9 protein-coding genes are annotated in these 12,369 nt (G+C 47.1%); 1 reads left to right on the plus strand and 8 read right to left on the minus strand.

The window, feature by feature from the left end; genetic code table 11:
* Window positions 1-10: 10 nt before the first annotated feature.
* Window positions 11-1,363, minus strand: coding sequence for a beta-L-arabinopyranosidase (locus FN124_RS29285; RefSeq protein WP_142688344.1), 1,353 nt, complete (start codon window positions 1,361-1,363; stop codon window positions 11-13).
* Here FN124_RS29285 and FN124_RS31080 point away from each other — a divergent pair.
* A complete protein-coding gene (locus FN124_RS31080) occupies window positions 1,362-1,520 on the plus strand; it encodes a hypothetical protein (protein WP_185937449.1) in 159 nt (52 codons plus the stop codon). The two genes, FN124_RS29285 and FN124_RS31080, sit on opposite strands and share 2 nt — an antisense overlap.
* Before the next feature lie 85 nt (window positions 1,521-1,605).
* On the opposite strand, the gene FN124_RS29290 is transcribed toward FN124_RS31080, so the two are convergent.
* The 7 genes from FN124_RS29290 to FN124_RS29320 form a co-directional block, all read right to left on the minus strand.
* Window positions 1,606-1,833 carry a hypothetical protein gene (locus FN124_RS29290; protein ID WP_142688345.1) on the minus strand — a complete coding sequence of 76 codons (228 nt, stop codon included), beginning with the start codon at window positions 1,831-1,833 and terminating at the stop codon, window positions 1,606-1,608.
* A gap of 58 nt (window positions 1,834-1,891) precedes the next feature.
* Window positions 1,892-3,331: a baeRF3 domain-containing protein gene (locus tag FN124_RS29295; protein ID WP_142688346.1), complete on the minus strand. Its 1,440-nt coding sequence runs from the start codon at window positions 3,329-3,331 to the stop codon at window positions 1,892-1,894.
* A 272-nt stretch (window positions 3,332-3,603) separates the two neighbouring features.
* Window positions 3,604-5,802, minus strand: a complete 2,199-nt coding sequence (locus FN124_RS29300) for an acetolactate decarboxylase (protein WP_185937450.1) — start codon at window positions 5,800-5,802, stop codon at window positions 3,604-3,606.
* A 124-nt stretch (window positions 5,803-5,926) separates the two neighbouring features.
* A complete protein-coding gene (locus tag FN124_RS29305) occupies window positions 5,927-7,312 on the minus strand; it encodes a RagB/SusD family nutrient uptake outer membrane protein (RefSeq protein WP_142688348.1) in 1,386 nt (461 codons plus the stop codon).
* Between the two features lie 20 nt (window positions 7,313-7,332).
* On the minus strand, window positions 7,333-10,551 hold the full coding sequence (locus tag FN124_RS29310) for a SusC/RagA family TonB-linked outer membrane protein (protein WP_142688349.1): 3,219 nt from the start codon (window positions 10,549-10,551) through the stop codon (window positions 7,333-7,335).
* Window positions 10,552-10,636: 85 nt separating this feature from the next.
* Window positions 10,637-11,656, minus strand: a complete 1,020-nt coding sequence (locus FN124_RS29315) for a FecR family protein (RefSeq protein WP_142688350.1) — start codon at window positions 11,654-11,656, stop codon at window positions 10,637-10,639.
* A gap of 74 nt (window positions 11,657-11,730) precedes the next feature.
* Window positions 11,731-12,336, minus strand: coding sequence for an RNA polymerase sigma factor (locus FN124_RS29320; protein ID WP_142688351.1), 606 nt, complete (start codon window positions 12,334-12,336; stop codon window positions 11,731-11,733).
* Window positions 12,337-12,369: the final 33 nt, after the last annotated feature.

Below are 12,369 nucleotides of genomic sequence, written 5' to 3' on the forward strand. Positions count from 1 at the left end.
AAACACCAGGCTATTTCTTTTTGTCGATCCTGTACAACCCTGCACCATGACGGGCAATAGCCGGGGCGAAAGTCCCTGAAAAGCTGCCCATCCGTTTCCCGGACCAAAGATCCGTTATAACACAGGAGCCGGTAACGCCTAATGTGCTCAGGTCAACTTTAACAGCCGTGGCTGGCGTGGAAGGGTTATCAGCTGTATTGAATACTGCAAGATATTTTGCATCGGTAGCAGGATCTTCTGCCGTCCAGGCGGCCTTATCATCTTCTGTAAAAAGAGGACGGTTGCCTGTGCTGGTGTTTAATACTTTCAGTACATTCTTATTGGTGAGCAGGGATAATGTAAAAGGATCGTTGTCGGGAAGATTACCACCAAACATCAGGGGCGATTTAAAGATAGCCCATAAAGTCATGAGGGTGTATTGCTCATCTTTTGTAAACCCGCTCATACGGGGCTGTCCGCGTTCAGCACGGATACCGATACGGCCCAGTGGCAGCATGTCGCCATCAGGATACGCGCCCGGCGCTCTCCATTTATTCCAGCGCTCAAATACCTGGAAATGTTCTTTCAGCTGTTTCCAGTTATCCCAGAAATCGCCCACGGTCCTCCACATGTTGGCATATTGCTGCACATGAGCGGCATGGTCAATAGGCGTTTCACCCGGAGAGGTGCTTAATACTATTTTACGCCCGGTGCGGTCGATTGCTTTGCGGATCATTTCAATTTCCCCTGCAAAATAGATAGGGGAAGAAAGATCATCTACCTTTACAAAATCCAGTCCCCAGGCAGCATACATCTCAAAAAGGGAGTTATAATAAGCCTGCGCGCCTTCCTTTTCAGGAAGAATAGTGTACATGTCGTGCAGCCATAGGCATTGGCCTTCCTTGGAATATATATCTGCAGCCCGTGCGGAGCTGCCTTTCACCGGCAAATTTTCCATAACGGCTTTAACAGGTATTCCTCTCATAATATGAATACCGAACTTTAATCCTTTGCTGTGGATATAGTCGGCGAGGGGTTTAAATCCCTGCCCGTTTTTAGAAGAAGGGAAGCGGTTTACTGCCGGTACAAATCTTCCATACTGGTCTATATTGTAATCAGGATCTGTTTCATTATAGCCATGCGATTTATCATTGCTCACATACCATCTGATATCTACCACCACATACTCCCATCCGAAAGGCTTCAGGTATCTGGCCATATAGTCTGTGTTGGCCTTTACTTCTGCTTCTGTAACAGTAGGGCCATAACAATCCCAGCTGTTCCAGCCCATAGGAGGGCCCGGAGCCCATTTGTGAAAGTCCTGGCTCTGCCCGCGCTGCGCAAAAAATGTAGTAAGGATAATGAGAGCTAATAATCGCATCATGATAATAGTATTGTTAAAACTGACATGGAATTTATACGGTAATAAGGAACTACCGGAAGCCGAAAGTAATAATTTAAATTATAATTGTCAATTTAACACTTTAATTTTTTACCGGGAGGATGCAAAAGCAAGTGAAGAGCGTATTGGTGAAGAATGAAGTAAAGGTAACGGGAGTTTTATATTTTTAGCTTTATAAAACAGCCCTGTGAAACAACGGTTCACAGAGCTGTTTTGGAAGGAAACTATTGTTCCTGTGTATTTTCTTTTTTTGTCGGTTCCTCCGGGTGACTGTCCTTATGCGAAGGTGGCTGACTTTCCAGCATGGATGCTTTTTTTTCGATGGCCTCTTTGGTAGCAGGGTCATCGGAGGTAACGCCGGAATTATAGTTTCCTCCAACAGACGTTTTCTCTTCCTCATCCTTTCCGGGAACAGCTTTAGAGGTTTTATTATTGTTATCTTGCTCTTTCATAAAAAATGTATTTATTCAATGTTAACTTCACATAAGGCATGCCAGGAAAGCTTTATGATCAGTATCTCATCAGGGCGGCCACAGGGCTGTCTGCCGGCATTTCCTCCTTTTCCACTGTAAATACCTGTCCGCCGTTGGTGATGGTTTTTATCACCGCCTTATTAAGCAGGTCTTCATTATCGCCGGTCATGCCATCATCCATCTGCAGGGTATTGCTCATTTCATCAAATGTTCCCCATGCCTGTGTGTTATTTGCCACAAATAAGGTATCTACCTGCCCATAGTGAGCTGCGGGTATTACATCTGCAATGATGGAAGAAGTAAGGCCAGTGGCCGATTGATTGGCGTATCTTTCTTTTACTTTCTGCAGCTCCCTGTTGAAGTAGGGTTGCAACAGCGTACGCGCCTGCCGGCATAATGCCTGTATATCATCGTATTTACGGTTGCCTGTCACTGTTTCGGGGTACAGCTGCGTATATGCAGTTACAGATGCATATAACGCCACCAGCTCTTCCGGCCCCGCCAGTACCAGTGGTACGTTTTCACTATGCAGCACTTCCCTGAAAAGAATATCATCTATTGCTTTCAGGTATTCCGTGCTGTTGTTGTTGCTGGTGCCGCCAATACCCTGGTAGTTGGTGTCACCGTTTGCCACATCGGGATCTTCAGGCCGGTTAGTGGCTGTGCTGTCAGGAAGCCCGGCAACCTTTACTTCGTTCATGCCTGAAGCATCGCCTTTGAAAATTTTAGCAGTATGCCTGCTGATCACCAGGAGGTAAAAATTTTCGGCCACCAGCATCTCCGGTACCAGTGGAGATAACTGGAACGAAGTGTTTACTACCAGTTGTTCCGGCGGTGCCGACTGCATCCTCATATAGCGGGAAAAATCAGGCGCCAGGAACAAGGCCAGCCCTGTCTGCTGGCTGCGCCAGAAGTCGTTGTCGTATACCAGCGCATAACCGGGCCCCAGTAATTTCACGATATCTGGTTGTTTCAGACCCTTCTCCTGTAATAGTTTTTCTGCCTCCTGCAGTTTATTTTTAAAAAGCACTGCATCAGACAGCTCATTCACCGCTTCACCGGATTCATGTGTGGGAATATAAACCGATACACAATATTTTCCCGAGATGGAAGCCAGTTGACTGAAATCGTCTTTCGTAAGCACACCGGGCAGTTCTTCCGGCGGCGCGGCCGCCGTTTGGGCGATGGGAACACGTTTACGGGCGTTATCTTCCTGTTCTTTTTCGTGATCAGGCTTACCGCTTGTTTTGGTTCCGTATCCCCTGGATGTATTTGCTTTTGAAGTATTCCTGTTGGGATGCAACAGGTGAACATTGGGCGCCAGCTCATCCGGACCGCTGGTATATTTTTCTGTCATTTCATTGTATTCATCCATTTTTTCCGGCGGAGTAGCCTGTGCTCCAAGTCCTTCTTCTTTATTGGCTCCTGAAGGTTTTCCTTTACCTGGATGGAAAATGCCGTCTCTGTTTTTTCCCATAAATTTATTTTTAGAGCGTTGAACAATGACTGGTGTTTCTTTTCCGGAGTATCCACAGCAACTGTACCAATTGCGGCAACAAGGGGATAAAAAATAGAATGTGGAAATTCACCGCGTATTGATTTTTTGAGGAAGGGATTTTACATCAGATAAGCAGTGGCAGGAATGCTGACAACCGCATCCGGATTGGGAGGAGAAGACAACGGCAGATGTTTTCCGGATAAATGTTGCCCGGGCTAATGCAGGCCCGGGCATTGAGTTATGCAGCAGGATTACCTGATCTGCAGGCTCTGAAATATTTTCTTTTCGAGATCAAACAGGTATTCCTGGCGCTCATCTTCGTTAGACAGGATAACCATACCCAGTGAAGAGTGCGGATACATGGTACATAAAGCGTTATAACCGGCATCGTGCCCGCTGTGGAAAATACGCAATCCTTTATCCCATGTGTCGGTCATCATCCATGTAAGACCTAATGCAAACCACCGTACATCGCCATAGTTGGGTTTATGGGATAAAAGAATGGCCAGGTCCTTTTCCTGTACATTGGCGGCAACATACCTGAGTATGTCGGCCGGGGTGGACTTTACCGTGAATATGGACCCGGTTGATTTTAACATGGGCTCTATTTCTTCTCCTTTCGCATTGTAAGGAATAGCCAGGTGTAATATATCAGTTGCTTCCAGGTTGAGTTTTGTGTGGCGCATGCCCAATGTATTGCCAAAATAACCCCGCACTAACGTATCTAACGGTTTTGTATATACGTTTTCAAGGGCCATTCTTAGCAGCATAATGCCCCCTAAAGAGTAGGAATAGTTTGTGCCGGGAAGAGTATCTAATTTTAGGGAGTGCCAGTCCTGCATATACCTGGATATAGGGTAGCTATAAAAAAACTCGTTTTGTTGATGTGAGCTCCAGTTGTCGAAACCTTCGGGGAAGTTAATAAGGTTAAACCGGTTAAAGCCTCCTGTATGGGTAGCAAGATTTACCAGCTGTATGGCATGGCCCTGGTACTGTAAATTGGGAAAACTGCCTTTTAAATATTTACGGATATCATCATTAAGCTGCATTTTCCTGTCTGTTACGGCCTTTGCGAGTAATATACCTACAAATGTTTTAGCTACCGAACCTACCTGGTAAATGGTATTGCTGTCTGGAAGCTCATTTGTTTTTTTATTGGCTACGCCATAGTTGTATATCTGCTGTTTCCCGTCCTTATAGATGCCGATGGAAAGGCCAGCTGCTCTTTTGTCGCTCATATAGATGAGCGCCTGTTTATGCACAATGGAATCCAGCTGCGTTTTTAATGGGTTATCGGTAGGTACCTCTTTAAGGGAATCCGCTTCCTGCAGTACAAGATTGCCGAAATCAAACAGCTTCATCTGTCCGTCTTCTACTCTTAATTCAAAGTCTGAATTCTGATTCCTGCCCCGCCATTTGAAATGTTTAACACTACCGAAATCATCTGTCAGTTCGCTTGATAGAATATCGCCGCTGACAGCCTTATTCTCTTTGAACCTGCTGATGCAGTAATCTTTACTGATATTTATCCTGAACCATTCATTCCCCAGGTCATAAATACCGTCAAAATCGTTGCGGTTATACCGGGCGATGATGGAATCATTCACTGTTTTGCTGCTTGTTATTGCAGCGGTTTGAACAGGAGCTGCCGTCCCTCTTTCTACGCTCTTGATATCTTCCTGCCGGTCTTTCTTAAAATCGAACCGGTTAAATGCCGGATTATCCGGCACTGCTATGGTGTAGCTGTTCAGCGGGGATATTTCAATGGTAACATCACTGGTGATGAGATCAACAATATGCCCGCCTGCATCTTTTTGCCCGGAAAGATAATGGAAATGATAACCGGAGATGTTGGTGTTGTCCATATATGCCGGCAGGCGGTATCCCACCAGGTCGCCGTTGCTGTTGCTGTATTCAAAGAAGTGCTGCAGGCTCAGCATACCGGCCAGTTGCGGATAGGGTTGTTTATCCACCGGCGGAAAGGCGCGTGTTTTTATATACCGGAATTTACCTTTAACATGGATGGCATACATACCATTCATGTTAGGCATAATGCTGTCGAGGTAATGATAGAAGGCAGCTTTGTTCATGCTGTCCGGAACATGTATCACCTTATCTGCCCGGAAGAAATTAACCATGCAAAAGGGGAGAAGGTGATGATGATCCTGTACTTCAAATGTTTTTCCTGTGTACAGTGTCTGGTACACCTTTCCATTCAGCACCAGCAATTCTCCATCAAGTTTATCCGGGGCTCCCAGGCCAAAATCGCCTTTTGTTTTCAGGGGGTCAATAGGGTAGAAGCCATCGTACAGGCCGCCCATTAATCCGCTGGCCACGCCGGTGGTAAAAAGGTGATGATATTTTACGGGCTGTGCCAGCTGCGCTTTGATAAAAGCGGGGCATAGTAATAATAACGCTGTTAGTCTGATAAAAGCCGGGGAAATAGCCATAAAATGTATAATAAGGCCACAAGTTATATGTTTATGGATGAATAATGAAAAGATACAGAGTGAATGCGGGGGCCTATTTATATCTGGCATAGCAAATACCCCGGCAATTGCCGGGGCATTTTTCTTATTGATATCCTTCGTTCTGCGGGAAAGCGGCCGGGTTGTTCATGATATCTATCTCCTGCTGGGGAATAGGATAGATCAGCCTGTATGCCGGCAGCGTTACTTTTTTATTGGCGAGTATTTCAGAAATGGCCCTGTTGGTGCGCACCAGGTCGAACCACCGGTCGCATTCAAACGGCAACTCCAGGCGGCGCTGTTTATACACTTCCGCCCGGAAAGCAGCCTGGTTGGGTAATGCCGCAGAGGTAAGCGCCGGGAGCCCTGCCCTTGTGCGCACATTATTCAGGAAGGTAAATGCGTTGCCCTGTGGAAGGTATCCCTGCTCATTCAGTATTTCTGCCTGCATAAGCAGTACATCTGCAAAACGCAGCACGGGGAAATCGTTCCCGGCATTTCCGTTTACCGGCTGGTCAAGGAATTTGCGCGGCATGATGTTGGCATTGCCGGTGGGCTTTACCGGGTCGCTGAGCGTTTTCCGCAGGTCGGTAGGGTCATAGGCTTTCGTCAGCGTGGTATCTACAGTAACCACCTGTGAGTTGGCATACCAGAACCCGTGATCCTGGTTGGCAATGCCTTTGGCGAAACGCACGGCAAACAGGATCTCTGCATTGTATTTATTGGTGGTGCTGAATACATCTGCAACATTGGGCAGCAGCACAAATACTTTTGAATCTATTACCTGCTGTAATATCATTTGTGCTTCTGCATATTTTTTCTGGTACAGGTATACCTTGCCCAACAAACCTTTGGCGGCGCCGGTGGTAACACGTCCCAGGTCATTGGCGCTGTAGATTGCCGGCAAATTGGCGGCAGCGAAAACCAGGTCGTCTTCTATCTGCTTATAAACTACCGGTACCGCATCTCTTTTTAAATTAACGGCGCTCACCGGGTCTGTAACAGCCGTTAATACCGGTACTGCGCCCCAGAGACGCACCAGGTTAAAATAGCTCAGTGCGCGGATGAACCTTGCTTCTCCTTTAATACGGTTCTTCAGCACATCATCCATTTTAATGGCGTCGATATTTGTAAGTAATGTATTGCAACGGAATATACCGTTATAAATGCCCGTCCAGCTGTTATAGAAATTGGTATTGCCCGGGTTATCGGAGTAGCGGTTGATCTGGTAGTTCTGACCGGCGCCTGACGACGGGTCCTGGTCGGTGTAATTATCAGCGCGGGCTTCCATTAATACCTGGAAAGTGGCTCCATACTGGTTGCTCAACGCCAGGGATTTATAACAGCCGTTTACCGCTGTTACGGCGTCATTAGCTGTTTTGAAAAAAGCCCCGGGCGATATAGCGGATGGAGGCGTGAGATCAAGGAATTCCTTGTTGCAGGAAGCGAATATAAACAGTAATGCTGGAAGATACAGTAGATGCCTTTTCATGATTGCTATAGATTGCTGCATTAGAAAGTGATGTTAAGTCCAACGGAATAAATACGCGCCAGCGGGTAAGAGCCATAGTCTTCCCCTGCTGTCAGCGAGTTATCGGTACGATTACTGATTTCAGGATTGAACAAAGAGTACTTCGTAAAGGTGAACGGGTTATGTACAGCGCCGTAAACCCTTATGGCTGTTACCTGGAGGCGGTTCATCAGTGAGGCGGGGAAATTATATCCCAACGCAATATTCCGTACTCTCACAAATGATCCGTCTTCCACATGCCAGGAGGAAGTGATGCCATTACCACCGGTAGCAAGGCGGTTGGCCCTGTTGATATCGCCGGTGCCTATGTTATCGGGAGACACATAATGCCCTTTTACAAACGACAGGTTATTAAAGTTCCCTTCCACATTGGCAATGTAGCGTCTGAACAGGCTTAATATCTTATTTCCCTGGCTGCCTTGTATAGAAAAGCTCAGGTCCAGTTGTTTATATCTTACGGTGTTGCTGAAACCGAAAATATACTTTGGCTGGAAGCTGCCTATGATGGCCCTGTCGTTGGCATCTATTTTTCCATCGTTATTGATATCCCTGAATTTCAGGTCGCCAACGTAAGTAGGATTGCTTGTTTTGGCAGAAGCATCGAGATCCGCTTTGTCGCGGTAAATACCATCGTTGATGTACAGGTAGTAAGAACCGATGGTTTCGCCGATCTTGGTAATAAAATATGTATTGCCGGTTCCGCCGGTAGCAATGATAGGGGCGCCTGAAGGGCCCAGTTTAGTGACTTTGTTTTTATTGAAGGCAATGTTGGCGTTTGTTTCGAACGACCAGTTCCTGCCCAGTTTCTTATTAAAAGATAATGCTACTTCCACCCCGCGGTTATTAAGCGCGCCGATATTTTGCAGGTAGTTGCTGAAACCTGAAGTACCAGGTACCGGGAGGTTCAGTAATAAGCGGGTGGTATTTGAATTATAGTAATCAACGGTCAGGTTAAGGGCATCGTCAAAGAAGCCGGCTTCCAGCCCCAGGTCAAAGCTGGAGGTGCTTTCCCAGGTAAGCCCCGGGTTGGCGGGCGTAGTAATGGATACGCCGTTCACCAGCATCTGGTTACCAAAAATATAATTACCGTCTGTATTGCTTAGCTGTGCCAGGGAACCATAGTTAGGGATCTGGAAATTACCCGTGGAACCATAGCTGCTCCTGAGTTTGAGTGAGCTGATATATGCTGATTTGGGAAAGAAGGATTCATTGGAGATTTGCCATGCGCCGGAGATCGCGGGAAAGGAGGCCCATTTTTTATTGATACCAAAACGGGAAGATCCGTCCCTTCTTACAGACCCGGTGAGAAAATATTTATCGTTGTAGCTGTACTGCACCCTGGCCAGGTAGGAGTTCAGGCTCCACTGTTCCTGCGTGGAGTTACCAGCGCTGATCTGGCCTGCATTCAGCGTGGTTACTATATCCGTCGGGAAATTGGTGGAAGTGAGGGTATTGTGCTCCTGGTTTTCTTTTTGCACTGTGAAGCCTGCGAGCGCATCTATTTTATGCTTACCAAAACTCCTGGCATACGTGAGCGTATGTTCTATAAGCCAGTTGGTGTATTGATCCGTATTGGAAAAACCCGTTGCCACAGAAAGTAACGTGCCGGAAGGCAGCGGCAGGGTGGAAGGCCGGTAGTAGTCGCGCCGGAAAGTATTGATATCCGTACCTGCGGAAAGTTTGTATTTCAGTCCTGCTATAAACTCATACTCCATATAGGCATTGGCCAGCAGGCGGAAATTCTTGATGCGGTCTTTGATCAGCGTGGCTACTGCTACGGGGTTAAGCTGGTTGGTTTGTCCATATCCCCATACGTTCACAAAATCGGCAAAGGTACCATCGGGGTTATGCACTGGGAAGATGGGCGCATAGCCCAGGGCGAGCGCTATTACGCCTGAATTGGGCGCAAACCATGGGCCTTCGGCATTCACTACATGATTGTCTGTGAAAGACGGGTTCATATTTACCCCGAAGCGGAACTTCTTATGGCCACCGTCGATGCGGAAACGGCTGGCGTAGCGCTTGTAATTATTATTGATAACAATACCATCCTGGTTGAGATAGTTGCCGGAGAAATAATACGACAGCTCTTCTGTACCGCCGGAGATACTGATATTATGATTTTGCATGGGCGCCTGCCGGAAGATCTCTTTTTGCCAGTCGGTGTTGGTGAGGCCCTGTTCACCTGCCAGATAAGGCAATATCTGCGGGGGTATCCAGGTGGATGGGTTATTGGGCCGCATACTGTTGGGATCTGTAGGTTTGCCACCGGGAACGGCGTCGAGGTAAGCATTATTATGACCATCGTATACGAGCTTTGCATAATCGTATGCATTGAGCACATCTATATGCTTGTTCACGGACTGTGTGCCGTAACTACCATCATAGGTAACTGTCATCCTGCCTGCGGCTCCTCTTTTGGTGCGGATCAGCACTACGCCGGTAGAGCCCCTGGAGCCGTATATGGCCGCGGAGGCGGCGTCTTTGAGCACATCAATAGAGGCGATATCATTCACGTTGATCGCAGCCAATGGATTAAAGGGTTGCTGGTAGGTGTTAACACCAGGCGATGCGTTGCGGGTATCGTTGGTAACGGGGATGCCATCTATCACAAAGAGGGGATTGTTACCTGCGCTGATAGAGCCTACGCCGCGGACGCGTATAGATACGTTGCCTCCGGGCGCGCCGTTGGTTTGCATCACCTGTATGCCGGCCATTTTCCCGGCCAGGGCCTGGTCGAAGGAGGTAACCGCCTGTTGTTTCAGATCGCCGGAGCGTACAGAGGCCACAGCGCCGGTAAGTTCTTTTTTGGTACGGGTACCGTAACCAACTACTACCAGTTCATTCAGGCCGCGACTGGCTTCTTTCATTCTTACCAGCAACAGGTTGCCTTCGCCTTCTTTCACCTGGAAACCATTTACATGGCTGCTTTCATAACCAATAAAGTTGAATACAAAATCATACACCGCACCGGCTTTTAATCCCTGGAGCTGGAAAACGCCCTGTTCGTTGGTGGAGGCGTTGTATTTTTCTTTGCCTTGCTGTTGCTTAACGGAGATGGATACACCAATGAGTGGCTCGCCGTTTTCGCTCATTACGGTACCTTTTACCAGGATAGGTTTGGAGTCCTGTGAAAAGGCGCTCATAGCGCATAGTAACAGCAAAAGAACACAGGTGTACTCTTTTAAAAGTCTGATCATTTGATGGATGTTTATAATGATTTATGAATGAATAAGCTTCCCTTCAGCCGCACGGAGTGCTGCTGTTAGCTGTTGAACAGATGATTTATTTCCGGCTGCTGATAATTGTGCTGTCGTTGTTTACCGTAACCACCAGCTGGTTCATGGCGCCGATGGCGGAGAGGATATTTTTCAGGGAATCCTTTTTCAGGATACTGCCTGTAAAATACAGTTTGCTGATGTCCTCTTTATTATAATAAACTGGTTTTTTAAAGTGCTTCTCCAATGAATGCAATACATTTTCCAGCGGCTCATTTTTAAATGAAAGGACTACATCACTGGCAGCATCGCGGGAAAGGGTTTCCTGTTTGCCTGTTTCTTTCACCACCGTAAATAACCGGGTACCGGTGTTTACGGTAAATGCTTCGCCTGGCGACAGGTAAATATCTTTCCCGTTATCCGGCGTATGAATAAGCACCTTTCCTTCTGATAGTTTCACAGAGATCCTGCCCGGTGTGAGCGTGCTAACGGTAAATGTTGTTCCCAGTGCAGTGGTAGCAATGCCGCCTGCATGCACGGTAAACGGTTTGTTCTTATCTGCCTGCACGATGAAAGCAGCCTGTCCCTGAAGGTTTACACAGCGTTCTTTGTTCACCCAGGAAAGCGTACTGTTGGGCGATAGTTTTACTACAGAGCCATCTGCCATAGCCAGGATCTTTATAACCTCCCCTTTATTGCTGATCCTGTTCACTGTTTGCTGAACAGCGGCGGCAACAGCAGTAGTGCGGGAGCCGTTATTCAGGTATTTCATACCGGCAATACCGGCAATTATCAGCACCGAGGCTGCAGCAGCAACCTGCCTCCATACCGTTATCCGGCGCGGCGCCTTTAAAGGAGGTGCCGCATCAGCTTCCATGCGGGCATGCAGCCTGGATAGTATCTCCGCGGTTTTTTCAGGAGCAAGTACCTGTTCCTTATCAGCTACAGTGCGCTGGTATGCTTCCAACAGCTGTTGCTTTAACGCGGCGTCTTCCTCCCGGAGCAGCATCTCTTCCAGCAGCGCAATGTCTGCAGCCGTAGCTATACCGTTCCTTATTTTCTGTAATAATAAACTGATCTGTTCCATGCTTTCATCTATAAAAACTCTATTACCCGCAAAAGGGGGGGATAGGTTATATTACCAAATTGTTAAGCCGGGAATCAATACTGGAAATAGGCGGTAAGCAGTAACAGGCCTGCTGCGGGAATGGTGGCTTGTTTGGTGGCGATATGATTTTTGATAAAGGTGGAAGATGCTTTGAGATATTCTTTGGCAGTATGGGGAGAAATACCAAGAATGGCGGCGGCTTCCTGTAATGATTTACCTTCCAGGCGGCAAAGCCGGAAGATCATTTTCTTTTTCGGGGATAATTTTTCAATGGCATCGTTAATAAGATGCAGCTGCAGGTCTTTCAGGGTGTTGGGCTCTTCTTCTGCTGTAGATAGGGGGAGCTGAGGATGTGTTACCAGTACCAGTTTCTCCCTGGCGGAAGTTTTCAGGTACTGCATGGATTTATTATAGCTCACTACAAACAACCATCCGCCCGCCCCGTTTTCCAGGTCAAGTTTATGACGGTTATTCCACAATGCCAGGAATACTTCCTGCAAAATATCTTCGGCTACCTCATGCTGGGTAACCAGTTTGCATATGTTCTTAAATACCGCATGGTGATATTGATGATAGATACTGTCAAATGCAGCAACTTCGGCCTTGCTCAGCGTTGTCAATGTTGTTGTATTTTCAGACATGGCATTAATGATGGCCAAAAATACGGTTGAATGAACAAGAAAGAAGAGGGG

It is taken from the genome of Chitinophaga polysaccharea (assembly GCF_902150045.1).
In the GTDB taxonomy this organism is placed as follows: domain Bacteria; phylum Bacteroidota; class Bacteroidia; order Chitinophagales; family Chitinophagaceae; genus Chitinophaga; species Chitinophaga polysaccharea_A.

Bases quoted from the DNA above. Each gene is read 5' to 3' on its own strand.
- FN124_RS29285 (WP_142688344.1), bottom strand. From the start codon at position 1,363: ATGATGCGATTATTAGCTCTCATTATCCTTACTACATTTTTTGCGCAG.
- FN124_RS29295 (WP_142688346.1), bottom strand. From the start codon at position 3,331: ATGGGAAAAAACAGAGACGGCATTTTCCATCCAGGTAAAGGAAAACCT.
- FN124_RS29290 (WP_142688345.1), bottom strand. From the start codon at position 1,833: ATGAAAGAGCAAGATAACAATAATAAAACCTCTAAAGCTGTTCCCGGA.
- FN124_RS29315 (WP_142688350.1), bottom strand. From the start codon at position 11,656: ATGGAACAGATCAGTTTATTATTACAGAAAATAAGGAACGGTATAGCT.
- FN124_RS29305 (WP_142688348.1), bottom strand. From the start codon at position 7,312: ATGAAAAGGCATCTACTGTATCTTCCAGCATTACTGTTTATATTCGCT.
- FN124_RS29300 (WP_185937450.1), bottom strand. From the start codon at position 5,802: ATGGCTATTTCCCCGGCTTTTATCAGACTAACAGCGTTATTATTACTA.
- FN124_RS31080 (WP_185937449.1), top strand. From the start codon at position 1,362: ATGATAATAGTATTGTTAAAACTGACATGGAATTTATACGGTAATAAG.
- FN124_RS29310 (WP_142688349.1), bottom strand. From the start codon at position 10,551: ATGATCAGACTTTTAAAAGAGTACACCTGTGTTCTTTTGCTGTTACTA.